Genomic DNA, 25,156 nt, shown 5'->3' on the forward strand with positions numbered 1-25,156 from the left:
GCGTACCCGTTGGATCTGGCGGGGCGGCTGCGGGCGTGGCTAGGCTTTCGGGGTTTGCCAGGGCCGGTCCCCCGCCGTCCAGGGTGTACGCACGAGAGAGAGCCGGAGCGATCACTGTGTCGCGGAAGGACGTCGAGCAGGCTGCCGCGCGCTCGCCCGGACAGGACCGGGTCGGCCGTGTGGGGTTGGTCGGTGCCGGTGTCGTCGTCGCGGTCGAGGCGTTCTGGCTGGTGCTGGGGCTACCCGCCGGCGCGCTGGTAAGCGATCTGGGTGCGCTCACGGCGGCGGGCTGGGCCGCGGTGGCCTGTGTCGCGGCGGCCCGCCGGCACCCGGTGACGTTGCGCCGGTTCTGGCTGCTGTTGGCCGTCACCATGGCGTTGTCGCTGGCCGGGCGGGCACTGTGGACGTCGCAGCGGCTGCTCGGGGAGCGCCTGCCGCACACCCTGCCGATCGGGCTGATCTTCGCGGCCAGCCTGCTGACCGGGACGGCTGCGCTGTTCTGTTGGACCACCGCACCGCGTACCACTGTGGGTCGGGCCCGGACCCTGCTCGACGGGGTGATCGTCGGGCTGGCGCTGATCCCGATCGGCTGGCTGCTGATCTTCCGCAACGTCAGCCTGGCCGACCTGGACGAGCCGTTGCGTACCGCCGGCCTGCTCTACCCGATGTTCGACCTGATGCAGCTGACCATCCTGGTCGCGGTGGTCGGCCCCGGCCGGCCGGTGTGGCGGCCGATGGCGCTGCTGGGGGTGAGCCTCACGGTACGGGCGGTGGCCGACACGGTCTACGTGTCGCTGGTCGCCGCCGGCACCTATCAGCCCGGCACTCCGGTCGACGTGCTCTGGCCGCTGAGCTACCTGCTGATCGTGGTGGCCACCCGGATGTCCCCGCCACGGGATCACGGAGCTGCCGAGGAGGTCGGAGAGGTCGGGGAGGCGCCGTTGCCGCAATGGTGGCGGGTGGTGCTGCCCTATCTGCCGGTGGGCGGGGCGATCGTGGCGACGATGCTGGCCCGCGACGCCAGCGGTCACACGCCGATGCCGATCTTCCTGGCGATGATGGCGCTGTTGGCGACGCTGGCGCTGCGGCAGGGGCTGGCGGCGAACGAGAACCTGCGCCTGGTGGTGCAGCTACGCAAGCTGGCCTACGTCGACCAGCTCACCGGGCTGCCGAACCGGCTGGCGTTCACCCGCCGACTGCGGGGCGCCCTGCGCGGTACCAACCGGGTCGCCGTGCTGCTGCTGGACCTGGACGGATTCAAGCAGGTGAACGATCGGTTCGGGCACACCACGGGCGACACGCTGCTGTCTGGTCTGTCGCGACGGATGCGGCGGGCGGTCGGCGACGACGGCATGATCGCCCGGATCGGTGGTGACGAGTTCGCCGTGCTGGTCACCGACGGGCGGCCGTTGGCGCCGGAGCGGCTGGCCGAGCGGCTGCTGGCGGCGCTGCAGCCGTCGCCGGGCGAGGAACTGGTGGGGGTGCACCCGTCGGCGAGCATCGGCATCGCCGAGTACGGGCCGCAGCACATCTCCCACACCGACCTGCTGCGCGACGCGGACATCGCCATGTACGCGGCGAAGGCGGCCGGCAAGTCCGCGTACCGGCGGTGCACGCAGGGGTTGCGGGAGTCGGCGGTGAGCCGGGCCGAGCTGATCGCCGACCTGCGGCGGGCCGTCGACGAGGAGCAACTGCACCTGGAGTTCCAACCGATCGTGGACCTGGCCACCGGGGCGGTACGCAGCGCGGAGGCGTTGGTGCGGTGGCGGCATCCCCGGCTGGGTGTGCTCAGCCCGGCCCGGTTCCTGCCGCTGGCCGAGGAGACCGGGCTGATCCTGCCGATCGACAGGTGGGTCATCCACGAGGCGTGCCGGGCGGCGGCCACCTGGCAGGACCGGGTTCCCTCGGCGACGGTGGCGGTGAACATCGCCGCGTCGCACCTGCGCCGGCCCGACCTGATCGCGACAGTCACCGAGGCCACCGCGGGTGCCGGGTTGGCGCCCCGGGCACTGACCCTGGAGCTGACCGAGTCGGCGCTCATCGAGGGCAGCGACGCGGTGCTGGACCGGCTGGGTCAGCTGCGGGAACTGGGCATCCGGATCGCCATCGACGACTTCGGCACCGGGTACTCGTCGTTGAGTTACCTGCACCGGATCCCGGCGACCGAGTTGAAGATCGACAGGTCGTTCGTGGCCCGGATCCCCGAGGACGCCAGGGCGTACGCGACAGTGGAGATGGTGACCCGGCTGGCCGGCGCGTTCGACCTGGGCGTGGTGGCCGAGGGGGTGGAGACCGAGCGGCAGCACGACGCGGTGGCCGCGATCGGCTGCGTGCAGGGGCAGGGCTACCGCTACGGTCGCCCGACCGCGCTGGCCGAGCTGCGGGCCGTCTTGGCGAAGGCCGACCCGCCGGGTGTGTCAGGCGTCGCAGAATCGGGGTTGACCCTCACGTAACGGCAGGCGGGACCGTGGTTCCGGAAAGGGGGAACCATGGCTCACACGGTTGGTCAGGTGGCGAAGCTCGCCGGCGTGACGGTCCGGACGCTGCACCACTACGACGAGATCGGTCTGCTGACGCCGAGCGGGCGTAGCGGCTCGGGATACCGCCGCTACTCCGAGGCGGACCTGGAGCGGTTGCAGCTGATCCGGTACTACCGCGAGCTGGGGTTCCCGTTGGACGAGATCGCCGTGATCCTCGACGACCCGGCGAGTGGCCCGGGGACGCACCTGCGCCGCCAGCACGAACTGCTGACGGTGCGGATCAAGCGCCTTCAGGAGATGGTCTCGGCGATCGAATTCGCGATGGAGGCGAGCAAGATGAACATCCAGCTGACCCCGCAGGAGCGGTTCGAGGTCTTCGGTGGCTTCGACCCGGACGCGTACGCCCAGGAGGCGGAACAGCGGTGGGGTGGCACCGAGGCGTACCAGGAGTCGACCCGGCGAACGTCGAGCTACCGCAAGGAGGACTGGCAACGGTTCAAGGCGGAGGCCGAGGACTGGGGGCGGCGGATCGTCGCGCTGCTGACCTCGGGCGCGCCGGCCGACGGGCCGACGGCCATGGAGTTGGCTGAGGAACACCGGCAGCAGATCAGCAGGTGGTTCTACGAGTGCACGTACGAGATCCACACCGGGCTGGCCGACCTGTACCTGGCGGACGAACGGTTCACCGCGCACTACGAGGCGATGGCTCCCGGTCTGACGGAGTATCTGGCTGAGGCGATCCACGCCAACGCGATCACCCGTGCCTGATCGGGCGTGTGGACCGTGCAGGATCGGGAGAGTATGACTGGCGTCCGCTCTCCCGATCTTCGGAGGTTGCATTGCTGATCGTCGCCGGCACGCTGCACGTCGATCCCGCCGAGCGGGACGACTACCTGGCCACCTGCGCCGAGATCGTCCGCCAGGCGCGCAAGGCGCCCGGTTGCCTCGACTTCGCCATCAGCCCGGACCTGACCGAACCGGGGCGGATCAACGTCTACGAGCGGTGGGAGTCCGAGGATCAACTGCTCGACTTCCGCGGCTCCGGCCCGGAACCGGAGCAGCAGGTGGCGATCGTGGAGGCCGAGGTCAACAAGTTCCTGATCAGCGCAGTCGAGTCACCCTGATCGTCGGTTGGGCGGGCGCGGGGCCGGACGGGTCGGGGAGAACCCGCCCGGCCCCGCTTGGTGGTGGGCATGCGTTGCAGCCCTCGTCTACTTCCCACTACTGATCGGCGTACCGGTGGCCGGTTACGTCACAGCCGCCGGAACGGAAGGCGAACGGGGTAGAGCGAAACCGCCGTCTCGTCCGTATTGCTCCACCGATCGGGTAATTCGACCGCTTCTGCCCGTGTCCATGCCGGTGCCCGCAGCCGTTAACACTGTGACACCCCATTTGGTGGCCTGCGGTTGGTGGCATGCGCGGCGAAGGAGTCGGCGTGGCAAGGACTGATTCGACGGGTTCGACATGGCGGTACCGGTGGGCGCGCCGGCAGAACGAGCGCCGGCTGCGGCTGTTCCGCAGCGCCGAGGGGACCTGGCGGAGACGCGACGGCGAACTGCGCCGCCTGCGCACGCTCGCCGAGCAGTGTCAGGGCTCGGCCACGGCCGGCGACGGCCTCCCGCTGGAACTGACATCCGACGAGGTCGTGCTCCGGGTGGTACCGGCGGCGCAACTTGTGGAGCTGCGGCACGACGCCGTGCTGCCCGCTCCCGACCTGACCGTCGGTGCGCCCACCGGCCGGCTGCGGCGACGCCTTCCCGACGGGGTGCGGGTCGCCGACGCCGGCATGGCGGTGATCACCAACCGGCGGCTGGTGCTGCTCGGCGGGCGGGGCCGGCGCGACTGGGCGTACGGCAGGATGACAGGTCTGGCGCACGACCCGCACGCGTCGGTGACGCTGATCCAGGTGCTGGACCGGCGGCGCGCCTCCGGGTTGCTGCTGCGCCCCGACGTGGCGGCCGAGTTCCGGTTCGTGCTCACCCTGGCCTTCGCCGACGCCATCGAGCAACGCCAGGCGGTCATCGACCAGCTCGACGAGTTGATCAGCGAGCACGCCCGGCTGCGCCCGTCCCGGCCCGGCATCGCCACCCCCGGGCAGGCCCGGCTGTCGGCGCTCATCCCCGGCGGGCGACGGACCGCCGTGGTCGCCGCCGCGCTCGCGGTGATGGTGCCGGTGGCCCTGGCCAACTCCGGCCCGTCCGACCCGACAAGCACCGAAACCGCTGTGGCCGCCACCCCGGCGTCCGCCGCGGCCAGCGCCTCGACGACACCGCGCGCCACCGGCTCAGCCAAGGCGCGCCAGGCCAGCCCGAAGCCCGAACGGCGCTGCGGCGCCCCCGACAACCCGATGGGGTACGACTTCTGCGGCGGGGACCGGGTCCGCGAGCCCGCCCGCGAGGTGTGCGACCACTTCGACTGCGTGCCCGGGTTCTGGGAGGGACGCGGCTACCTGGTGCAGTGCGAGAACGGCAAGATCAGCCTGGCCGGCGGCAGCCCCAAAGCCTGCGGCCTGCACGGTGGCGTACGCCGCACCGTCTGGGACTGACCGGCCGCCTATCCGGGCGCGTGGCAGACCGCTTCGACGTTGTTGCCGTCCGGGTCGCGGACGAACACGCCGAAGTAGTCGGCGTGGTATTCCGGCCAGACACGAGGCTCGTGCAGCACCTGCGCCCCGGCGGCCACCGCCGCGTCGTGGAACGCCCGCACCGAGGCGCGGTCGGGTGCGGTGAAGGCGATGTGGCTCTCCCGCCCCGTCGCCTTGGCGGGGGCCGGGCTGAGCCAGAAGTCCGGCTTGCCGCTGCCGTAACCGACGGCCTCGGGATACTGCAACATCCGGCGGGCGCCGAGCGTGGCCAGGACGGCGTCGTAGAACGTGATGCTGGCGTCGAGGTCACGGACCTGAATGCCGAGATGGTCGAGCATCTGATGCCTCCGGCGCACGGGAAGGGCTCGGACGAAACAGAGGCTAGGGCCCGGGTACGACAGGAGCCGAGGTTCGCCGTCGAGTCACCCGACGCGGTGGGGCGCGGTCACGGACGGCCGCGCCCCGCCGGGCAGGCGACGGGACACGATCAGGACGCGGCCGCCGCCTCGGCGGCCAGCCGCTCGGCCCGGCGCTGGCCCCACTCGCCCAGCGGGCCGAGCGCCTCGTTGAGCGACAGGCCGTGTTCGGTCAGGGAGTACTCCACTTTGGGCGGGACCTCGCGGTAGACCTCGCGGTGGACCAGACCGTCCTGCTCCATTTCCCGAAGATGCTGGATGAGCATCTTCTCGCTGACCCCGGGCAGGCCACGTTTCAGCTCGCCGAACCGGCGGGTGCCGTGATTGTCCAGCTCCCACAGGATCAGCGACTTCCACTTGCCCGACACCACGTCCATCGCGGCGTCGATCCCGCAGATGTATGGGCCGCACCTGTCTCCCGATGCCATGGATCCGCCTCCTCGGTAGCCGATCTTCAATACTTACCTTCTGGTAAGTATTGAACAAAATAGTGGGTACTTGCCCGCTTGATTGTGGTCGCCAAGCATGGTGATCGGCGCGCCCGTCGGATCACCGGACAGAGCAGGGGACCACCGAATGACAGTCAGCACCACCTTCCTGGGACTGGGCGCGATGGGCAGCGCGCTCGCGACAACAGCGTTGGACGCCGGCCACCGGATCGTCTGTTGGAACCGCACAGCTCACCGGGCGCAGAGCCTCGGCGAGCGGGGCGCCGTCCTCGCCGACAGCGTCGAGCAGGCGATCGTCGGTACGGGCACGGTAGTCGTCTGCCTCTTCGACGTCACCTCCGTACGCGAGGTGCTCGAACCCGTGGCGACCGGCCTGTCCGGTCGTACCGTGATCAACCTGACCACCACGACGCCGGACCAGTCCCGCGACCTCGCCCGCTGGGCCGGCGATCGGGGCATCGATCTCCTCGACGGTGCGATCATGGCCGTCCCGGAGACGATCGGCGGCCCCGGGTCGGCGATCTTCTACAGCGGATCGGCTGAGGGCTTCGCACAGCACCGACAACTGCTCGACCTGTGGGGCGAGAGCAGCTACCTCGGGCCGGACGCGGGCATGGCGGCGCTCTACGACACGGCGATGCTCGCCGGCATGTACGCGATGTTCGCCGGCTTCCTGCACGGCGCGGCCATGGTCGGCTCCGAGGGGGTGCCGGCCGGCGAGTTCGTCCGGCGGCAGGCGCCGTTCCTCGCCGCGATGACCGAGCAACTGGCCGACTACGCCGCGACCATCGACGAGCAGGACTACCTCGGGCCGGACCAGCAGAGCCTGCGGTTCACCGAGACGGCCCTCAGCACGGTGATGCAGGCCAGCACCGGGCAGGGCGTCACCGACGAGGTGCTCAAGCCGGTGCACGACCTGGTCCGTCGGCAGCTCGCCGCCGGATTCGGGGAGCACGGCACCGCCCGCATGTTCGAGGAACTGAGGAGTGCCCGATGAGCGGGAACAGCGATCTCCGACCGGTCACCGTCATCGGTCTCGGCCCGATGGGACAGGCGATGGCCGCCGCCCTGATGCGCGCCGGACATCCGGTCACGCTGTGGAACCGCACCCCGAGCCGCGCCGACGGCTTGGTCGCCGGGGGAGCCACCCTCGCACCGACGCCCGCAGCCGCCGTGGCCGCAAGCGAACTGACGATCCTCAGCCTCACCGACTACCCGGCGATGTACGACATCCTCGGCCCGCTGGCCGACGAGCCCGGGGCCCTGGCCGACCGCACCCTGGTCAACCTCAGCTCCGACACCCCCGACATCTCCCGCGAGGCGGCTGCCTGGGCCGCTGGTCACGGCGCGCGGTTCGTCACCGGCGGGGTGATGGTGCCCGCCCCCATGATCGGCACGGGCGATGCGTACGTCTTCTACAGCGGGCCCCGCGACACCTTCGACAGCAGCGAACCGGTGCTGCGGATCATCGGCGAACCGAGATACCTGGGTGTCGATCCGGGGCTGGCGCAACTGTTCTACCAGGCGCACCTCGACGTTTTCCTCACCTGCCTGTCGAGCCTGCTGCACGCCACCGCACTCGTCACCGCGGCGGGCGTACCGGCGGCCGAGTTCCTGCCCGGCGCGCTTACCACGCTCACCGACATCCCGGCGATGATCGGCGACGGGCTGGAGCTGGCACGCGCACTGGAGGCCGGCGAGCACCCGGGCGACCTGAGCACGGCGCGGATGATGGGTGCCACGGCCGAACACATCCTGCGGACCAGCGAGACAGCCGGCGTCGACACCGAGTTGCCGAAGGCGGTCAACTCGCACTACCAGCGGGCGGTCGCCGCCGGACACGGTGACCAGGACTGGACCGCCCTGTACGAGGTGATCAGAGCGAGGCGCTGAGACCGGGCTTGCGGCCGGCGGGCGTCCGGGGGACGGCGGTCAGGGCAGCTCCGCGGCGTGGTCGGCCAGGCGGGACAGGGCGGGCGCGGCGGCGCGCAGCCGCTCCCGGTCGGTCGCGTCGAGGCCGGCCAGGGCGGCGGCGAGCAACTCGCGGCGGTGCTGACCGTAGGCGGCGATGCGCTCGCACGCCACCTCGGTCAACGCCAACCGGACGGTACGCCTGTCGGCCGGATCCCGGTCCCGACGCAGCAGACCGGCGCTGGTCAGCTCGCCGACCAGGGTGCTCACCGTGTTCGCGGCGGTACCCAGTCGCTCGGCGGCCTCCCGAACGCTGATCCCGGGCTGGCGCTGCACAAGCCGCAGCACCTCGACCTGCGCGTCCGGCAGGGCGGCACGCCCGGTCCGCTGGATGGCCCGCCGGCGGAGCACCCGATGCAGGTCACTGAGGGCGGCACCGAGCTGGTCGAGCGTCTCGTCGGTCACAGTGCCGCCCTTTCACGCTGCAACACCTCTGTAGGCAGAGCTATCGTAGCCGGACGCCCCCGGCAGCCGGCCACGCCGTGGTGGCGCCGACCGCCGAGGGGACACGGATGCCGCAGACCGACGTGCCCGTACGCCCGCCGGAGCGCATCACCCCACCCACCGGCCGCGCCGCCCTCGCGCTGCTGGTGCTGCTCGGCTCGCTCACCGCGATCGGTCCGCTGTCGCTTGACACCTACCTGCCGGCGTTTCCCGGAATGACCCGCGACCTGGCCGCCAGTCAGGCCCAGATCCAGCTCTCCCTGACCACCTGCCTGATCGGCATGGCCCTGGGCCAACTCGTCACCGGCCCGCTCAGCGACCGCTGGGGGCGACGTCTCCCGGTCCTCGTCGGCGTCGCCGCGTACACCCTGTTGTCGCTTGTCTGTGCTCTCGCGCCGTCGGCGGAGACGCTCGCGGTGGCCCGCTTCGCGCAGGGTTTCGCCGGTGGCATGGGCACCGTCGTCGCCCGCGCCGTCGTGCGTGACCTGTACTCCGGCCGGGCCGCCGCGAAATACTTCTCCCGACTCGTCCTCATCTTCGGCATCGCGCCGATGGTCGCCCCCGCCCTCGGCAGCCTGGTCCTCAACGTCGGTGACTGGCGCACCATCTTCGTGGCCCTCGCCCTGGTCGGTGCCCTGCTCGCCACCGCCGTCGCGCTGCGGCTGCCGGAGACCCTGCCCGCCGAGCGCCGCAACACCGGTGGCCTGGCCGCGACCGCCGCCGCCGGCCGCGCGCTGCTCGCCGACCGCGTCTATCTCGGGTACGCGCTGACCCAGGGCCTCGCCTTCGCCGGCCTCTTCGCCTACCTCTCCGGGTCCTCGTTCGTCCTCCAGGACGTCTTCGGCCTCTCCGCCGGCACGTTCAGCATCATCTTCGGACTCAACGCGCTCTCCTTCGTCGCCGTAGGTCAGCTCAACGCCCGCCTGCTCGACCGCCACGATCCCCGACCGCTGCTGGTCACCGGCCTCGGTCTCGGCCTGATCGCCGCCCTCGGCGTGCTCGCCGGGGCACTGCTGAACAACCTGCCAGTGGTCATCGCCGCGCTCTTCGTCTTCCTCGGCTCGCTCGGCCTGGTGATGCCCAACGGCACCGCCCTCGCCCTGGACCGGCACGCCTCCCGCGCCGGCACCGCAGCGGCGCTGCTCGGCGGCATCCAGGCCGTCATCGCCGCCAGCGCCGCACCCCTTGTCGGGCTGGGCGGCGAGGGCAGCGCGCTCCCGATGGCGGTGGTGCTCAGCGCCGCAGCCGCCGCCTCCCTGCTGATGCTGCTGACCCTCGCCCGCCCGACCCGCGCCCGATAGCTCCGGCTACCCCGGCTACGCCGCCTACTCGGGCTGCGGTTGCGGCGACTGCGGTTGTTCGGGCTGATCCGACTCGTTGGCGAGGGCGGCGGCGAGCCGCTCCAGGAAGGCGTCGACCTGCCCCATGTCGTAGCCGCGCAGCGCGACGGTGAGCGTGGTGGGATCCAACTCCGCCCTGACCGCCTGCCGCTGCACAGCCGTCCCCGAGGCGAGCACGTCCAGGCCCCGCAGGACCAGCCCGTCCACCATCTGCTTCTCATAACCGCGCAGCGCCGTGTCGAAGACCGGCTCGGAGACACCCCGCTCACCGTGCCGCGCGTTGGTTCGGCCTTGCCGGGCGTCGGTGAAGCGACCACCGCTGACCCGGGTCAACTCGGCGGCCACCTCGTCGGCCGACTCCCGCACGTCGGCGAGGTCGAGCAGGACCAGAGCGGGCTGGCCGTCCACCGGGCTTCGGCCGGTCAGCGGCCTGTCGATAGTCGACCCGACGCCCGGGACCAGCAGCAACGACGGGGTGGGCGATGCCGCGCCCGCTGCCCGCGCCGGTTGGTCCAGCACTATCGCAGCGATCTCGGCCCACGGCACCAGCCGGTTGAGCCCGGCGACCCGCAGGTCCAGCCCGTCGGCGCCGATCCGGAACCGGAACGGCCGCAGCGACCGGGCGGTGATCCAACCACCCGTCAGCAGTGCGGCTCCGGCGAAGATCCAGACACCGGTCCCGGGGGAGTCCTTGCCCAGCAGCAGCGACACCCCGAATGCGAGCAGCAGCACCCCGAGTGCCAGCGAACGCCGATTCCTGCGCAACTCCACAGCGACACCTCGATCATCTATGCGGCCGTGCAGAGCATGGCACGCGGACGCAACCGACGCTGACCCCGCCGGCATCGGCCCACCGTCGATCGCTGACGCTCAGTCGGACGGGGCGCCCTGGCCGCGCTGGTCCGGTGGGTCGCCTTGGTGGCGTCGGTCGTCCAGGTCCGGCCAGCGGGCGATCAGGACCGCGAGCTCGTCGAGCACCGCGTCCACAGCGGTGCGGTCGTAGCCCAGCTCACCTGTGGGCAACTCCGCCCGGGCCTGCTCGAAGCGCGCCCTGGCCGCCCAGCGCGGCAGCAACTCGTCGATGAGCAGCCCGTCCCGCCCCTGTCGGATCAACTCGTCCACCCGGGCCGGGTCGTAACCTCCCGGCCCGACGGCGAAGTCCAGCGACTCGAAGCGTGCGCGACGCTGGTGGCGGACGTCGATGAAGCGGCTCCCGGCGAAGCGGGCCAGAGCCGCCGCCACCTCGTCCAACGACTGCTTGACGTCGGCGAGATCCAGCAGGACCAGCGCCGGCCGCCCGTCGAGCGGGCTCTGCCCGTCGAACGGGCCGTCGATAGTCGAACCCGCCGCCGGCACCAGCAGTAGACCGGAGTAGGGAGGCTTCTTCACGTTGATCGTCGGCACATCCTGGTCGAGGATGATCGCGTCGATCTCGGCCCACGGCACCGCCCGGTTGAGCCCGGCCACCCGGACGGCCAGCCCGTTCGGCCCGATCTGGAACCTGAACGGCCGGCGTTCGGCGAGGACGATCCCGCCGCCGATCAGCAGGGCGAGAAGACCGATGATCCAGCCAATTTCGGTGAGCTCGAAGCACCCCAGCAGGAACACGCCGGCCACGAAGAAGAACAGGCCGAGCACCAACGGGCCACGGCTTCTCCGCAACTCCACATCGACCCCCTCGAATCAATGAGGCGTTGGGGAGAGCATGACATGGGCCGACTGGTCGGGCTGTCCTCCCGGCGACTGTGCTGCCAGGCGGGCCCGGCGGCCTGTCCCGGGGCCGTCCGGGGCGCCCGCAGCGGAGGTGGTCAGGCCGTGCCGAAGTTGGGGACGGTGATGGTGCCGTCCGCCGCGATCGGGAAACCCGGGTTCCAGGCGATCTCCCAGAGGTGCCCGTCCGGGTCGGTGAAGTAGCCGGCGTACCCGCCGTAGGAGGTGTCCCGGGCCGGTTGGGTGACCTGGGCCCCGGCCCGGGCGGCGGCGGACATCAGCTGATCCACCTCGGCGCGCTCGCGTACGTTGTGGGCCAGCGCCACCCCGGCGAACCAGGCCGCGCCCCGGTCCTCGACACCGGCGTCCTCGGCCAGCGACTGCCGCGCCCACAGCACCACGGCCAGCCCGCCGGCCTGGAAGAACACGGTCTGCTCGACCTCCTGGCCCTGCCAGCCGAGCTGCCGGTAGAAGTCGCGGGACCGGGCCAGGTCGGCGACGCCGAGCGTGATCAGACTGAGTCGCTGTTCCATCGCAGCAAGGTAACCCGGATCTGCGACGGCTACCCGAGGGGGACCTGGACGGCGACGTCGTGTTTCGGGTAGAGCGAGGCGATCTGGTCGGCGCCGTACTTGTCGCGGAACATCGCCACGACGTGGTCGACCCGGTCGGCCTCGGTGATCGGGGTGGCGCTGGAACTCAACGCGGTGCCATCCACGGCCAACTGGACCATCGGGGTCTGTTGGACGTTCTTGTACCACTGACTGTCCGAGCCGGTCACCGGCACCAGGAACACGTTGTCGTCCTCCTGCACGAACCACACCGGCTGGGTGATCTGCCGCCCGCTCCGGCGGCCGGTCACGGTCAGCTCGACCTCCTGTACGCCATCAAGTGCGTCACCTATCGCGTTGGTCATGGTTTCCCCCGCTGCTCGCCCCCGACGATGCCTCTGCTGGCCAGGCTAGGGACCGACGCCGGGCCGCGTCGCCGGATCCGGCAGCTTCGCCAGGCGAAACAGAAAACTCCCGGTGCCGCACGGCGCGGCACCGGGAGTTCCTGCTCAGGTCAGCTCAGCGGTGCGCCGCCGGGCTGGACCACGTTGTTCACCGTGAGGCTGTACGGCGCGTACTGCGTGACCTGCTCGGTCGGCTCGTCGTACGCGACGATGGCGACCACCTTCGGGAAGGCGGTAAGCAGCGCCGTCTGGATCAGACCGAGGGTGAAGCCGGACTTGCCGTCGACCTCCACCTGGTAGGCCAGCTTGAGCTTCTCGTCGATGCCGACGAACCTGACGTTCCAGTTCGCCACAGGCGTCGGGTTGATCTCGGACGGCGAGTCGAACGGCTCCAGGCTCGAACCGTCGCTGACCAGCGTGCCGCCGACCGAGATGTCGTCGATCAGCAGACCACCCTCGTTGACCCCGCCGTCGCTGACGTACCGGAAGCTGACAAGCACGTCCTGCCCGGCGTACGCGGACAGGTCGAACGAGTGCGGCTCGAAGCCGTCGGTGGTGCCGTTCAGCGCCGGGCCGAGCGGACCGGCAACTGTCTCCTCACCGGGGATGACGGTGTAGGTCTCGCCGCCGTCGGTGGAGACGCTGACGTAGCCGTAGTCGTAACCGGCTTCGGCACCGTACTTCGCCAGGAAGGTGAGCGTCGGGTCGGCGGCCGGCACGCTCACCTCGGTGACCGCGGCGACGTCCAGGCTGTTGCCGTTGCCGGACCAGAGCACCGGGTTGCCACTGCGGTCCGGGTCGTCGCTGACGACCTGCCAGGCCAGCGGGACCGCCGGCAGCGTCTTCGCGCCCTGGAACTTGATCGACCGCAGGTCGCCCCGGCTCAACGGCTTGCCGTTCGCCTTCTGCAAGGTGACGTAGTCGGCGCCGTTGGGTGCCGCGCCGCCAGCCGCGAACGAGGCCGGGTTGGCCAGGTTCACAGTGGCGTCGAGGCTGGCCGTGGTCACCCGACGCTTGTCCACCCCGAGCATGACGCCCAGCTTGGAGTTCCCGACGATCCGATCCACCAGGTTCATCGTCTGGTAGTCGTGGATCACCTTGTACATGTCCTTGACGCCCTCGGCCTTCAACGCCGCCTCAAGGCTGGCGAAGCCCTGAAGCTCACCGTCCCGGTGCAGCCGCGAGATGAAGTCCAGGCCGTAGCGGTCGTACAGGAACAGCACGAACGAGTAGACGTTGCCGTAGTCGGCGAGCACCCCACTTGAGGTACTGCCCTCGTTCCACAGGTTTATCGAGTTCTCCGGGCCGCCGCAGTCCCGTGGATTCGTGTTGTAGTCCGTCTGGACGATGCCGAAGCCCTGGAAACAGTAGATGTGGCTGTCCGTGCCCGGCTCGTCGACCCGGGCCGTGGCGTCGACGTACCCGGCGAGCGTCTGCACGAAGTCGGAGAGACCCTCGTTCAGCCAGGTCGTCTCGAACGGGTCGGTGTAGTAGTGCGCCAGGTGCTGCCACTCGTGGATGAACGTGCCCTCGTACAACTGCGGGCGGGCCGGCCGGCTGGTGCACAGGTCGTCGGTCGGCTCGTTCGGCGGGTTCGCGCCGGTGCGGTGCGCCCAGTCGAACGCGTCGACAGTCATGATGTTGCGGTCGAGCAGCTCGTTGAAGAGCGAGAAGTGGAACCCGGCGATGTAGCTCGGGGCGGCCGGGAAGTCGTAGAAGTTGTCGTCGCGTACGTTGTCGACGAGCGTGACGGTCCGGTTGCCGGCACCCGTGTAGTCACCGTCGATCTGCGCGTTGCTGCCGTCCCGCTCCGGCGGGGTGCTGAACGCGGCAGTCGACTTCGGGTACATGTTCGTGTCGAACTCGTGGACCAGGCCGGCGACCTGCTCGTCGGTGACCACAGTCGAGTTCGGAACCTGCCGGCGGCAGTCACCCTCCGGGAACTCCGTGTCGTTGGCGACCCACACCTCGATGTTGTCGCCCACGCCGCGCAGCGTGTAGTCCTTCAGGTAGATGATGCCCTGGTAGTCGTCAAGGGCCAGCCACTGCCGGACCGTACCGACCGGCGGCGTGTCGGCCGCAGCGGCCTTCGACCGGGCCTGGGTACGCGGCTGATACTGGGTCGGGGCCTCCAGACGCTGCCCGTTGAAGGTGAAGTCCTTGCGGGTCAGCTCCCGGACATCGCTGGCGAGCCCGGTGGCCGGCGCCGGTACCGGCTTGACGGTCGCGGCCTCCGGGGTGGCCGAGGCCGGAGCCGGCTGGGCGATGACGAAGAACGGTAGGACGATGGCGCTGGCTGCTATCCCCGCGAAGCGGCGTCGTGCCACGAAACCTCCTCATAGGTGGAAGACCACAGGCCCCGGGGTCGCCCAGGCACCGGTGGATCTACGCACGCTGATCGAGCGTCTCCGTATCCTGTGCACGTCGCCCCCGATCAGGCAACCCTTCACCGCCATCGATCAGCAAGAACAATCTGCGCGGCAGCCTTTTGCGGAGATCCGGACTAATTATCGGGAGGCGCTGATTCGCGCCGACCAGCGGCAGCGGCAGTCGCTACGGGGGGTCAACCCGGTCAGCTTCGGCGGTTGATGACCGGGAAGGCGACCCCACCGATGCCGATCTGCGCAAAGAGCAGCAGCGTGAGCACGATCATCGGCTCGGCACCGATTGCGACGGCAATGGCCGACGCCGCGGTGAGCGGGAACGCGGCCAGGCCCAGCACGGCCAGGGCACGGGTCAGCACGGCGTCGTCGCGTTCGTCACCCGTCTGCGACCAGGCCCGCTCGAACGTCGTCGCGCGCTCCGGTCGCTTACGCAGCCGCCACGCCATCAGCAGGATGGCGAGTAGCCCGATCGCAGCTCCCTGGAGGAACCCGACGCCCATGTTGCCGGGGGCGTGCTCCCGCAGCACCAGACCAATGGTGATCACCAGCGCCGCGATCGCCAGCAGAGCAGCGACGAGGACCATCGTGCGTGTCGTGTTGCGACCCTCAGTCGACATGGAAGATCTCCTCAACGTTGCGTTGGAAATAGCGAGCGATGGCAATGGCCAGTGGCAGCGAGGGGTCGTAGCGGCCGGTCTCGATGGAATTGATCGTCTGTCGGGAGACGTCGAGGGCCTGTCCAAGCTCCCGCTGGGACAGGCCCGCAGCCTGCCGAAGCTCGCGGAGGTCGTTCCTCAACCAAACACTCCCGGTGTCAAGTGACCTTGTCACGTCAAGGATGCTTGACACCCGACGTCGGTGTCAAGGGTGCTTGTCGATACTTACGAACTCACCACTGCAACCTGGTGGAGACGCGGGCGAACAGGGTGTATAAGTATTATCCAAGGAGAGTGGGTAATGCTTATATCGACGTCCGTCTGGCACGCTCTGGCTGAAGCGGGGGTCACGCTCGTGCCACGTGGAGCCGACCGGGCTGAGCTGGGCTACCTCGATGCCCGAGTCACGGTGACCATCATCGCCTCCCCGGCTCCGCTGACCCCGCGCGACATCGCCATTACGATCGACCGCCACCCCGGACCGGGCCTGATCATCATGCCGACGGCGACGGCCGCAGTTCGGGAAGCAGTCGAGGCCGCCGGCTGGTCATGGCTGATCGACGGCGAGCGGCAGGCGACGGGTGTGCTGCGCCTCGACGGCGTACGGGTCACGCTGCGGCCCCCAACGGCGGCGGTAAGGCGATCGGCCAAGCGCGGCCGGGTGCCGTGGGGCACCTTCACCCTGGTCCGCCGGCTGATTCAACAGCCGTACGCAACCCAGCAGGAACTGGCCGCCCTTGTCGGCGTCTCCCAACCACGGATCTCCCAGGCTCTAGCCGCGTTAGCTGACGACGACCTGGTAAGCCGTATGCCTACCGGCTGGGTCGTGCGGAACCTCGATGAGGCGATCCGGTGGTGGCTGTCGACCTATCCGGGGCCGGGGGGCATCAGCACCTACTGGTACGGCCTGACGCCAGCGGTCGAGCAGGCTCGGACTGTCGTCGGACTGGTCGCGGAAACAGATGCTGCTGGCGTCGTCGTGTCCGGCGACGTCGCGGCGGACATCATCGCTCCATGGCGTGCCCCGACGCGCGCGATCCTCTACGCCCGCGATGGCGTGAACCTGGCCGACGTGGGCTTCGTTCCCGCTGGTGACAAGGAGGCGACGATCGAACTCACGGTGCCGAGGGATCCGGGACTGTGGCCGCCGCCCGGTAAGGCGGCACCCGGCCTCCCACTCGCCGATCCGCTCCAGGTCCTCTGGGACGTCCGGCGCTCGCCCGGCCCCGACAACGAAGAGGCGGCTCAGCGCGTGTGGAACGTGCTGCGTCAACGCCATCATGATCAGAGGCATGCGGCATGACCGGGGCGACCCCGGTGGCACCGCATTCTGTCTCGCTCGTCTCGACCAGCCGGGCCGCAGACGCCGGATTCCTCACCCTTGCCGACCTCGCGGAGATCACCACCGCGCTCGAACTCGACCACCGGATCGTCGGCGGTCACATGGTCACGCTGCTCGTCGCGCTGCACGGAGTCTCCGCACAGGTGCCACTGCGCGAGACGGCGGACGCCGACTTCGCCGCCCTGCCCACCGTCATCGCTGACCCTCGCCTACCGGCGGAACTCGTCGAGCGCGGCTACACATCTCGGGAGGCAGCCAACCGTTTCATACGCGAGATTGAAGATCCCCATGGGCCGCTGACGCTGGTGGTCGACATCCTCGCGCCGTCGTACCGGGGTGCCTTGGTGCCCAACCAACGCCACGGTGAGCTGGTGGTCGACGAGGTGCCCGGCCTCGTGCTCGCGCTGCACCGGCCTGCCGAATTACTCGACGTTCACGTCCAGCTCACCAGCGGTCAGGCCCTCGGCCTGCGCGTCATGCTCCCGGACGTGGCTTCCGCGCTCTGTCTGAAGGCACTTGCTTACCGCGGACGATTCGCGGCGAAGGACGCGGTTGATCTGTGGCGGCTGATCACTGCGGCCTATGCGGCCGGGCTGCGGGTCGCGGACTGGCCGGGCAGCATCACCGGTCGCCAGGCCGCGGAGGTGCTGCACCGCTTCTTCGGCGCACCCCAAGCAGCCGGCCTGAAGCAGATGTCTGTCAGCACTGCGGACCGCACCCGGATGCTGGCGTTGGTGAGACAGGTCGTGCCGGTTCCATAGCCACACAGGCTTACGCGGCGATGGCGCGGGCGGCGGCGTACATGTCGGCGGGTAGCGGATGGTGCAGTCGCCAGATGATCCGCATCGGGCGGTCGCCGGTGTGCTCCTGGTAGGTCATCGGGCCGGCGTACAGGTAGGCCGGCGCGCCCAGGTCGCGGTCCGGGATCCTCGTCTCCCGTACGAAGAGATGCACGGTGGAGCCGCGTGCAGCGTGGTTGATGTAGCGCTGCCCGGTCGCTGACGCCGACGACGTGGTGCTCTGCGACTCCCACTGGAACAGGGTGTCGGTGATGGCCCGGTCGGCGTACATCGTGGTGGGGGAGTAGTGCTGCTCGGACTTGACCAGGGTGACGAAGAAGATGTCGGCCTTGGCGTCCGGCAGCCATTTCACCCCTTCCCGCAGCGACCCCGGCTTCGCCATGCCGAAGCCGGCGCACGCTTCGTTGCGGCTGTACCGGGCGTGCACCCGCAGCGGCAGCCCGTCGACCGGCACCGTCACCCGGTGGATTCGGTCGCGGAGCACTTCGGCTACCTGCCGCAGCTCGGCACAGCGCGCCGGTTCGGCCCAGAGCCGGGCCAACCGCGCCTCCCGTTCGGTGAGTGGCACATTCGGCCCCCACAGGTCGAAGTGCAGCATGTCCCACAGCCGCCCGGCCGCCGGCCGCTCGCCGGCCGCCACCCGGGCCAGCCTGTCGATCCGGTCGGGGTCGTCCAGGTGCAGCATCCGGCCGATCGCCCGGCCCAACTCGCGGTCGTCCGCACCGCCCGGCGAGCTCTCCAGCCCGGCGAGCCGCCGCAGCCCGGTCCACCCGCCGACGCCTGCCGACCGGTAGACGTCCTCGATCTCCACGCCGGCCTCGCGCAGAAACACGTCAAGGCTGACGTCCCCGAGCAGCCGCAACTCCTTCGCCAGCCCGGCCTTCGAGGTCGGCATCGCAGAGCGCAGGTTGGCCAACACGATGTCCTTGGCCACCCGGTCGAGCTGGATGTGGCAGCCGCTCGGCAGGGACGGGAAGTCGTCGCGTACCGCCTCGGTTATCGCGCGGCGGCTGACCCCGGTCAAAGCGCGCCACCGTAGGTCGAAGCGGAAGTTGGCGTGCTGCCCGCCGATGAAGTCGAGCACGGTCAGGCAGGGTTTGTCGTCGTCCAGGCGCAGGCCACGGCCGAGCTGCTGAAGGAAGATCGTGGCGCTCTCGGTGGGCCGCAGCATCAGGATCGTGTCGACAATCGGCAGGTCGACACCCTCGTTGAACAGGTCAACTGTGAACAGCACCTTGACCGTGCCGTCCCTGAACTCCTTGAGCAGGGCCTGCCGACCGACGGCGTCGACGCGGGACGTGATCGCCGCCGACGGCACACCATGCCTGCCGAACCAGCCCGCCATGAACTCGGCGTGCCCGATGCTCACGCAGAACCCGAGCGCCCGCATCCGATCCACGTCGACGCTGTCCCGTACCGCCCGCAGCACCATCCGCGCCCGCGCGTCGTTGCCGGTGTAGACGCCGTCCAGCTCCGCCGGGTCGTACCCCTGCCCGCGCTTCCACCGCAACTGCGACAGGTCGACATCGTCGTGCAGCCCGAAATACTGGAACGGCGCGAGCAGTTGCCGCTCCAACGCCTCCCACAGATGCAGCTCCACGGCGGCGCGACCATCGAACCACCGCCGCACGTCGCCGCCGTCACTGCGGTCGGGCGTCGCCGTCAATCCCAGCAGTACGCGCGGCGTCAGCCGCTCCAGCAGTCGGGCGTACGTCGGCGCTTCCGCGTGATGGAACTCGTCGACAATCACCATGTCGTACGCCTCGGGGTCGATCTCCCGCCGGTGCAGCGACTGGATCGAGGCGAAGACGTGCCGCCAGTGCCGCGGCGCCCGACCCCCGACGAGCGTCTCGCCGAAGCTGCCGTCCCCCATGACCTGCCGGAACGTCGCCAGGCTCTGCCGCAGGATCTGCTCCTGATGCGCCACGAACAGCAGCGAGTCGACGGCCTTCTCCCGATGCAGCCGGCGATAGTCGAGCGCCGCCACCACCGTCTTGCCGGTACCGGTGGCCATCACCACCAGGTTCCGCCAGCGGCCGTGGACCTTCCGCTCGGCGTCCAGGTCGGCAAGCACCTCGGCCTGGTACGGGTATGGCCGCACGTCCAGGTTGGCGATCTCGGTGGGCGTTTCCTCGCGCCGCTCCCCGCGCAGCGCTGTGCGCAGCCGGTCGGCGTCCCTGCCAGGGTCGTAGTCCTCGAACGCCGGATCGTGCCAGTAGTCCTCGAAGGTGGCGGTGAACGTGTCGATGACGTACGGCTGCTCGACGTTGGAGATCCTGACGTTCCACTCCAACCCGTCGACAAGCGCCGCCTTCGACAGGTTCGACGACCCGACGTACGCGGTGGTCATGCCGTTGTGGCGGCGGAACAGCCACGCTTTGGCGTGCAGGCGGGTGGTGCGGGTCTCGTAGGAGATCTTGATGTCGGCGCCGAGTTCGGCGAGGCGGTCGAGGGCGCGTTGGTCTGTCGCGCCGAGGTAGGTCGTGGTGATGACCCGGAGGCGTCCGCCTCGCTTGATTAGGTCGCGGATGGCCGGCTCGATGATGCGCAGGCCATGCCATTTGATGAACGCGCAAAGTAGGTCGACCTGGTCAGCGGAGGCCATCTCATGGGTGACCTCGTGCCCGATGCGCGGCTGGTGGCGACCGTTGACGAGGAGCGCACCGGACGAGAGTGGGGTGGTGGGGCGCACCGGGAAGACGGGCTGCGCGGGTGGGGTCGGCGGGGCCGCGATGGCATGCAGGAGGCGCTCGGCGTCGGCGATCTGGTCCTGGACGGTGGCCGCCTGTGGGCTGAGGGTGGCGATCGCTTCCGCGATGCGGTTGGCCAACTCGACTTGGCGGTGGAGCTTGTCGTCGCCGGCCACGGCCTGCAGGGCGCGGTGGGCCAGGGAGGCGATGTGCCGGGCAAGGGCATCCGGGGCGTCGGTCGGGTCGAGGTTCGCGTGCTGGATCAGCGCGGAGTCGACGCGCTGAAGCTGGTCGGCCAGGTCGCGCGTGAGGATGTGCTCGTAGACACCCCGCTCAAGGTCCGTCACCCGGGAACCCCTTCATTCCTACTGATCTTCACCGTCGTGCGGGCGAGCAGCTCGGCATCGCCAGCGATCACGCAGGATTCAGGACAGGTAGGAGCCCGGCTGACTGAAGCCGGTCATAGGCCAGCTTGATGTGTGGGCCTGTGAAAAGGCGCGCCTTGCGGCCACTCCAACTGCGAACCCGTTCGGTTAACTCGGCGAGGTCGCTGGTTGGCGGAGTCAGCGTAGCCGCATAGTGCACGGTGGCCAGCAGCTCAAGGCTGTAGGGGGCCTCGAAGCCGTCGACCAGCCGGGAAAGTTGCTCCAGGGCGTCGGGCGGTGCCGAGCCCTGGGCCGCCCACCAACTTGCGACCGCTTCGGTGGCGTCGGCGGTGATTCGGATCGGCTGGAGCTCCTCGACCCGTGCCGACCGGTCGCCGAAGCCGGTCAGGTAGTGCCCTTCCAACCGGTCGAGGACGTGGTTGAGGTTCTCGGCGTACGGGCCGTACCGACCGCGAGCGAACTCCAAACGCAGCGGCTGCCCCAGGACCTGGAGGAAGTAGGCGATCTTCTGGATTTCCAGGAGGGTGACACCGTCGCGGGGTTCGAGAGCCCGTGCTCGTTGGAGGTAGTCGTCGATGGCCCGCAGTAGGGTGGCTCGTCCGGGGGTCAGCGAGGGCTTCTCGGTGGCTACCGGCATTTCGGCCGGATCCGGTGCCCCCTCCGGTGGGAAGAGCAGCACCTGCACGTCGGGAAGCTCGGCGAAAGCCTGCTCGATAGCTGGTCGGACCTCGTCCCAGTCCAGCCCGCCGTTACCGCAGCCCAGGGCGGGCACCGCTATCGAGGTGATCTGCCGTTCGCGCACGACGCGGACGAGATCAGCGAGGCCGGCTTGGATGTCGGATAGCTTCGAGTTGGCCCGCCAGTGGGCCTTGGTGGGGAAATTGATCACGTATCTGCGGGAACCGAGGCGGGTTGAGTCGAACACGAACATCCGGCCCAGCCGGACCTCATTCTTTGCGCAGGCCGCGCGGTAGGCCGCGTAGTTGGCCGGGTAGGCGCGCTTGAACTGGAGAGCGATGCCCTTGCCCATCACTCCGACCGTGTTGACGGTGTTGACCAACGCGTCGGCATCAGCGGTCAGCAGGTTGCCATGACTCACGATGATCATCAGCGCACCTCCCTCCGCGTGTAGCCGTAGTACCAGTTCGGTCTGACATCAACGTACGGCTCGATCATGCCAGCGTCACGGAAGACCTGCCTCACCTGTTCCCGCCGTTCCGCTGTCCGTACGGCGCAACCGGCGAGTAGGCGGAGGGGAAACTCCCGATGTACCAGGAACTCGGCAGCCCGCCGGCGCTTCCGGTCAGGGTCCTCGGGGATGTCCTTCCAGACCTTCGCTCGCATTAACGGCCAATCGACGAGAGTCGTCAGCTCATCGAGCTTGGTCGAGAATGTGGTGAGCCCGGAGGCACAGTTGCCGTCGCTCGCTACCCAGCTGAGACCGGCAGCATGCACCAGCTCCACCGTGCTCACCAGGTAGACGAGCGGATCATCCCCACCCGGATAGCAACCCCGCTTGCCGTCCCGGTGGTCACATGCGATCCGAAACATCATCGGAGAACACGGGGCGAAGTAGAACGGTACGTAGTCGGCCACGACGCCACCCGGCGGGCAGGAGACGGGCCGATGCCGTCGATGAGTCTTGATCTCCACAGCGCCGACGTTGGTCGACAACTGCGGGCCGACTCCGGCGTCCGAGAAGAGCCGACCGGCTTTCAGGATGCGCGGCAGGTTGTCGATGTGCGTAAAATGCATGATCCAGGTCGGTCTCGGCCGGCTGTCGATTCCGGTCGTCATCGATCAGTCCAACTCGCCCGGGTCGATGCGGGCCTTCACCTCCGCGTGTTCAGCGACCAGGAAGAGCAGGTTGGAGCCGTCGATCAGCTCCAGCGGCTTGCCGGAGGCGAACTCGTATGACGCTGGCCCGTACCCGCTGGTGGTCACAAGTATTCCCTTGGACGCGCCCTCGTTCTGCACCGTGCCGAAGAGGTCTCGTACAGACGAGACATCGACGGTGTTGCGGTAGCGCTTGGCTTGGATGACTACCTTGCCGCCGAAGATCGGCCGAGGGTCGAAGGCGACGCAGTCCACTCCGCCGTCACGGGAGGGGCGGGTCTGCTTGGTGTCCAATCCCATCTTCGCGAACAGATTCTGGATGAGACTTTCGAACTCGGTGGGGCTCAACTTGAGCAGGTTCGGCCGCTGGTCGAGGTCGGCGAGCACGTCGACCTCGTCGACAAAGCGCTTGTCGACCATGTCGAACTCCAACACTGGGCGGACGGGTGCCAGCTCAGCCGGACGCCTCGACACCGAGGCGTTGAGATGCTGCAGGCAGGCGCTGGGTTCGACCATGCCGAGGTGCAGCCCACTAAACACGTCGCGGGTCGTCCGCAGCGTCACCAGGCAGGGCTGCACCGAGGCTCCGGTGCGCGGATCCGTAGTGTCGACGATGCCGTTCAAAACGATCGTGTCCACGAGTCCAGCACGGTCGGCCTCGAAGAGTTCGTGCACGGTACGCAGGGTGAGCTGAGCAACGAGGTCGGCGTACCGCTCCTTGCTGTCCTTCGCGGGTCGGGTGGCCGAGGTGATCTCGTCGCGGACCTTGACGTATCGGTACTCCCGAACCGGTGGGACAACATCGAGCGTCGGCAGGTGGTACTCCACGACCAACTGGCGGGACTCGGGGACGTAGGCCAGCCGGAACTGCTGCGGGAAGTCGTCGGGGTAGACCGAGTTGCCGAGCACCATGCTGAAGTACTCGACGACCACCGCAGGCTCCCCGGCGGCAAACGCGGCGGCGAACCGGTCTATCTCGACGTTGTGTGCGGCGGTCTCCTCGTCAATCTTGGCGCAGCGACGCTGATAACTCTGGTGTGCAGCGGCAAGCTTCCGCTGGCGGTCCGCCTCGGCGGTCGCATGCTCCGCCTGAGATTGGGCAAACGCGTGCTGCGCGATGGCGAGCTGCTGCTGATACCTGGCCTGTCCCCCGAACATCTTGCTCAAGATCGTCGGTGGCGACGGTTTGAAACGGCGCCAATCCGGCGGCGGCAGAGGGGAACCGAGCTTGCCGGGATTGAAAGGCTGGTGAGTCACATTCTTCTTCAGTCGGCTGAAGTCAATGTGATCGTCAACATCGAGCGTCGCAGCCAGGAGGTTGTCTAGCGTGTCAAGGCGGAGCTGGAGGTCTGCGTTCATGGCGGCCACCTCCGCGATTCGCGCTTCGGCGTAGAGCCGCTTGCGTTCGCGTTCATTCACCGCGGCAGCGCGCTGGGCTTCCTTCATGGCCCGCTCCGCCTCCCGCTGCAGCTGTCGGTGGTGCCGGTAGGCCGCAGCGTGAACTTGCCGTTGAGCGCGTACCTGGCGTGCGTGCGCCCGCTGCATCTCCTTGAGGATTCCCACGTCCGTCCTAAGGGGTAGCTAGGGGGTAGATGAGTGCGGAGCCGAAACCCTAGCCAGCAGATCAGGATGTGGCATCTATTCGGCCGCTCGGCAGTCGCACCTTGCGTGAGGAAAGCTCCACTGATGTCCACAATCGAGACACAGTTTTGTCGTAAGTCAGACAGCAGGCGACCTGAACAAGATTGAGGTAGACACCGGTATTTGACGTGATTCAGCGGGAGCCACGTCCAGGCGGCGGGTTGCTACTCCTTGGCAGGCGTTGCGAGGTCGGCGAAGGGCGTCCAGCGCGCGTCGTGATCGTTGCTCTGTACCGACCTGACACGCCACCTGAACTCCGCCCTGATGGCGGAAGAACTAGCCATGAGCGGCGTGGCCGCAGCGATCATTTTCAGCTCACGTGCTTCGTGGAGCAGCGGCCACCACGGGTCGGTCACCACGTCGAAGCCGTAGGCGGCAGCCAGTCTGGCGTGGTTGCCGGCCCCACCGAAGCGAGATTCGCCAACAGCGACTGCCGCGAGGTCGACCTGCCAGGGGCCGAGGCAGGTGGCGTCAAAGTCGCACATGACGACACGGCCGGAGGGCTCTCTGAGGAGGTTGCCAACGTGGGCGTCTCCGTGAACGAGGCGAGGGGGCACCTGCCCCATTAGTGCTGTCACTTGCGGTTCCAGGCGGTCACACCACCGGGAGAGGAAGTCGTACTCGTCTTGGCTGAGCCCTTCGGCGTCGGCCAGCCGGCGGCGCGCATCGCCGATCGGATCCCACTCCGGGAGTGCGATCGGCGGAGCGGGAAGGGAGTGGAGCTCCCGCAGGACCTCTCCGAGATCGTCGACCGTGGGAGCAGGGGCTGTGGGCGGGACGTAGGTCCACACCGAGGCGAGCAGGCTATCCACGACTATTGGCTCCTGGGCGACCGGGGCGAGCCGGATCGTGGGTGCGTCGATCGCCGCGAACCAGCGCGCGAGGTCGATCACCTTTGCCACACGGTCATGAAGCCGATGGGTCCGTGCTATCCGGATGACCAGCTTCGCCTGAGGGAGTGCGAAGACGGCATTGTTTGTGAGCTGTAGCAGCCGTGCATCGTTGGTCGGGACGGCAAGCCGGGCGGCGATCTGCCGCATGGCCTTTGTCATTGCCTCTTCGGTGAACCGGC

General features: G+C 69.0%; 24 protein-coding genes. 9 read left to right on the forward strand and 15 right to left on the reverse strand.

What is annotated here, in order from left to right:
• Positions 1-116 precede the first annotated feature (116 nt).
• From Van01_RS00180 to Van01_RS00195, 4 genes are all read left to right on the forward strand, one after another.
• Positions 117-2,453: a putative bifunctional diguanylate cyclase/phosphodiesterase gene (locus Van01_RS00180; protein ID WP_203997517.1), complete on the forward strand. Its 2,337-nt coding sequence runs from the start codon at positions 117-119 to the stop codon at positions 2,451-2,453.
• A 36-nt stretch (positions 2,454-2,489) separates the two neighbouring features.
• A complete protein-coding gene (locus Van01_RS00185; protein ID WP_203997520.1) occupies positions 2,490-3,248 on the forward strand; it encodes a MerR family transcriptional regulator in 759 nt (252 codons plus the stop codon).
• Positions 3,249-3,319: 71 nt separating this feature from the next.
• On the forward strand, positions 3,320-3,604 hold the full coding sequence (locus Van01_RS00190; RefSeq protein WP_203997524.1) for a putative quinol monooxygenase: 285 nt from the start codon (positions 3,320-3,322) through the stop codon (positions 3,602-3,604).
• Positions 3,605-3,915: 311 nt separating this feature from the next.
• Positions 3,916-5,025, forward strand: coding sequence for a hypothetical protein (locus tag Van01_RS00195; RefSeq protein WP_203997527.1), 1,110 nt, complete (start codon positions 3,916-3,918; stop codon positions 5,023-5,025).
• 8 nt (positions 5,026-5,033) lie between these two features.
• Here Van01_RS00195 and Van01_RS00200 read toward each other — a convergent pair whose 3' ends face one another.
• A complete protein-coding gene (locus Van01_RS00200) occupies positions 5,034-5,402 on the reverse strand; it encodes a VOC family protein (RefSeq protein ID WP_203997529.1) in 369 nt (122 codons plus the stop codon).
• 149 nt (positions 5,403-5,551) lie between these two features.
• A complete protein-coding gene (locus tag Van01_RS00205) occupies positions 5,552-5,908 on the reverse strand; it encodes a winged helix-turn-helix transcriptional regulator (RefSeq protein ID WP_203997532.1) in 357 nt (118 codons plus the stop codon).
• A 148-nt stretch (positions 5,909-6,056) separates the two neighbouring features.
• Here Van01_RS00205 and Van01_RS00210 point away from each other — a divergent pair, with 148 nt between their 5' ends.
• Both Van01_RS00210 and Van01_RS00215 read left to right on the forward strand, forming a co-directional pair.
• The gene (locus tag Van01_RS00210) at positions 6,057-6,926 is read left to right on the forward strand and encodes an NAD(P)-dependent oxidoreductase (protein WP_203997535.1); all 870 of its coding nucleotides are present in this window, start codon (positions 6,057-6,059) and stop codon (positions 6,924-6,926) included.
• Positions 6,923-7,822, forward strand: a complete 900-nt coding sequence (locus tag Van01_RS00215; RefSeq protein WP_203997538.1) for an NAD(P)-dependent oxidoreductase — start codon at positions 6,923-6,925, stop codon at positions 7,820-7,822. Before Van01_RS00210 ends, Van01_RS00215 begins: the two co-directional genes overlap by 4 nt.
• A gap of 39 nt (positions 7,823-7,861) precedes the next feature.
• On the opposite strand, the gene Van01_RS00220 is transcribed toward Van01_RS00215, so the two are convergent.
• Entirely contained in the window at positions 7,862-8,305 is a 444-nt protein-coding gene (locus Van01_RS00220; RefSeq protein WP_203997541.1) for a MarR family transcriptional regulator, read from the reverse strand.
• A 107-nt stretch (positions 8,306-8,412) separates the two neighbouring features.
• Here Van01_RS00220 and Van01_RS00225 point away from each other — a divergent pair, with 107 nt between their 5' ends.
• Positions 8,413-9,645, forward strand: coding sequence for a multidrug effflux MFS transporter (locus Van01_RS00225; protein ID WP_203997544.1), 1,233 nt, complete (start codon positions 8,413-8,415; stop codon positions 9,643-9,645).
• Between the two features lie 24 nt (positions 9,646-9,669).
• Here the strand turns inward: Van01_RS00225 and Van01_RS00230 are convergent, their stop codons facing one another.
• The 7 genes from Van01_RS00230 to Van01_RS00260 form a co-directional block, all read right to left on the reverse strand.
• Positions 9,670-10,455, reverse strand: a complete 786-nt coding sequence (locus tag Van01_RS00230) for a DivIVA domain-containing protein (protein ID WP_203997547.1) — start codon at positions 10,453-10,455, stop codon at positions 9,670-9,672.
• Between the two features lie 99 nt (positions 10,456-10,554).
• Positions 10,555-11,352, reverse strand: coding sequence for a hypothetical protein (locus tag Van01_RS00235; RefSeq protein WP_203997550.1), 798 nt, complete (start codon positions 11,350-11,352; stop codon positions 10,555-10,557).
• A 140-nt stretch (positions 11,353-11,492) separates the two neighbouring features.
• On the reverse strand, positions 11,493-11,927 hold the full coding sequence (locus tag Van01_RS00240) for a VOC family protein (protein WP_203997553.1): 435 nt from the start codon (positions 11,925-11,927) through the stop codon (positions 11,493-11,495).
• A 29-nt stretch (positions 11,928-11,956) separates the two neighbouring features.
• A complete protein-coding gene (locus Van01_RS00245; RefSeq protein WP_203997556.1) occupies positions 11,957-12,310 on the reverse strand; it encodes a nitroreductase/quinone reductase family protein in 354 nt (117 codons plus the stop codon).
• A gap of 149 nt (positions 12,311-12,459) precedes the next feature.
• Positions 12,460-14,676 (reverse strand): choice-of-anchor J domain-containing protein, encoded by a 2,217-nt coding sequence (locus Van01_RS00250; RefSeq protein WP_239098789.1) that lies wholly within the window; start codon positions 14,674-14,676, stop codon positions 12,460-12,462.
• 245 nt (positions 14,677-14,921) lie between these two features.
• Positions 14,922-15,350 carry a hypothetical protein gene (locus Van01_RS00255; protein ID WP_203997558.1) on the reverse strand — a complete coding sequence of 143 codons (429 nt, stop codon included), beginning with the start codon at positions 15,348-15,350 and terminating at the stop codon, positions 14,922-14,924.
• Positions 15,340-15,531, reverse strand: coding sequence for a helix-turn-helix transcriptional regulator (locus Van01_RS00260; protein ID WP_203997561.1), 192 nt, complete (start codon positions 15,529-15,531; stop codon positions 15,340-15,342). The genes Van01_RS00255 and Van01_RS00260 overlap by 11 nt, the downstream gene beginning before the upstream one ends.
• A gap of 267 nt (positions 15,532-15,798) precedes the next feature.
• On the opposite strand from Van01_RS00260, the gene Van01_RS00265 reads away from it, so the two are divergent.
• Positions 15,799-16,692: a winged helix-turn-helix transcriptional regulator gene (locus Van01_RS00265; protein ID WP_203997564.1), complete on the forward strand. Its 894-nt coding sequence runs from the start codon at positions 15,799-15,801 to the stop codon at positions 16,690-16,692.
• Positions 16,693-16,706: 14 nt separating this feature from the next.
• The gene (locus tag Van01_RS00270) at positions 16,707-17,492 is read left to right on the forward strand and encodes a hypothetical protein (RefSeq protein WP_203997567.1); all 786 of its coding nucleotides are present in this window, start codon (positions 16,707-16,709) and stop codon (positions 17,490-17,492) included.
• A 10-nt stretch (positions 17,493-17,502) separates the two neighbouring features.
• On the opposite strand, the gene Van01_RS00275 is transcribed toward Van01_RS00270, so the two are convergent.
• From Van01_RS00275 to Van01_RS00295, 5 genes are all read right to left on the reverse strand, one after another.
• Positions 17,503-20,568, reverse strand: coding sequence for a DEAD/DEAH box helicase (locus tag Van01_RS00275; protein ID WP_203997570.1), 3,066 nt, complete (start codon positions 20,566-20,568; stop codon positions 17,503-17,505).
• Positions 20,569-20,635: 67 nt separating this feature from the next.
• On the reverse strand, positions 20,636-21,715 hold the full coding sequence (gene darG / locus Van01_RS00280; RefSeq protein WP_203997572.1) for a type II toxin-antitoxin system antitoxin DNA ADP-ribosyl glycohydrolase DarG: 1,080 nt from the start codon (positions 21,713-21,715) through the stop codon (positions 20,636-20,638).
• The gene (gene darT, locus Van01_RS00285; RefSeq protein ID WP_203997575.1) at positions 21,715-22,404 is read right to left on the reverse strand and encodes a type II toxin-antitoxin system toxin DNA ADP-ribosyl transferase DarT; all 690 of its coding nucleotides are present in this window, start codon (positions 22,402-22,404) and stop codon (positions 21,715-21,717) included. The genes darG and darT overlap by 1 nt, the downstream gene beginning before the upstream one ends.
• Positions 22,405-22,407: 3 nt before the next feature.
• Positions 22,408-23,889, reverse strand: coding sequence for a restriction endonuclease (locus tag Van01_RS00290; protein ID WP_203997578.1), 1,482 nt, complete (start codon positions 23,887-23,889; stop codon positions 22,408-22,410).
• 359 nt (positions 23,890-24,248) lie between these two features.
• The gene (locus tag Van01_RS00295; RefSeq protein WP_275410224.1) at positions 24,249-25,136 is read right to left on the reverse strand and encodes an aminoglycoside phosphotransferase family protein; all 888 of its coding nucleotides are present in this window, start codon (positions 25,134-25,136) and stop codon (positions 24,249-24,251) included.
• Positions 25,137-25,156 lie beyond the last annotated feature (20 nt).

It is taken from the genome of Micromonospora andamanensis (assembly GCF_016863495.1).
Lineage (GTDB): Bacteria > Actinomycetota > Actinomycetes > Mycobacteriales > Micromonosporaceae > Micromonospora > Micromonospora andamanensis.

Bases quoted from the DNA above. Each gene is read 5' to 3' on its own strand.
- Van01_RS00185 (WP_203997520.1), top strand. From the start codon at position 2,490: ATGGCTCACACGGTTGGTCAGGTGGCGAAGCTCGCCGGCGTGACGGTC.
- Van01_RS00255 (WP_203997558.1), bottom strand. From the start codon at position 15,350: ATGTCGACTGAGGGTCGCAACACGACACGCACGATGGTCCTCGTCGCT.
- Van01_RS00215 (WP_203997538.1), top strand. From the start codon at position 6,923: ATGAGCGGGAACAGCGATCTCCGACCGGTCACCGTCATCGGTCTCGGC.
- Van01_RS00245 (WP_203997556.1), bottom strand. From the start codon at position 12,310: ATGACCAACGCGATAGGTGACGCACTTGATGGCGTACAGGAGGTCGAG.
- Van01_RS00295 (WP_275410224.1), bottom strand. From the start codon at position 25,136: ATGACAAAGGCCATGCGGCAGATCGCCGCCCGGCTTGCCGTCCCGACC.
- Van01_RS00225 (WP_203997544.1), top strand. From the start codon at position 8,413: ATGCCGCAGACCGACGTGCCCGTACGCCCGCCGGAGCGCATCACCCCA.
- Van01_RS00200 (WP_203997529.1), bottom strand. From the start codon at position 5,402: ATGCTCGACCATCTCGGCATTCAGGTCCGTGACCTCGACGCCAGCATC.
- Van01_RS00205 (WP_203997532.1), bottom strand. From the start codon at position 5,908: ATGGCATCGGGAGACAGGTGCGGCCCATACATCTGCGGGATCGACGCC.
- darT (WP_203997575.1), bottom strand. From the start codon at position 22,404: ATGACGACCGGAATCGACAGCCGGCCGAGACCGACCTGGATCATGCAT.
- Van01_RS00210 (WP_203997535.1), top strand. From the start codon at position 6,057: ATGACAGTCAGCACCACCTTCCTGGGACTGGGCGCGATGGGCAGCGCG.
- darG (WP_203997572.1), bottom strand. From the start codon at position 21,715: ATGATCATCGTGAGTCATGGCAACCTGCTGACCGCTGATGCCGACGCG.
- Van01_RS00240 (WP_203997553.1), bottom strand. From the start codon at position 11,927: ATGGAACAGCGACTCAGTCTGATCACGCTCGGCGTCGCCGACCTGGCC.
- Van01_RS00290 (WP_203997578.1), bottom strand. From the start codon at position 23,889: ATGAAGGAAGCCCAGCGCGCTGCCGCGGTGAATGAACGCGAACGCAAG.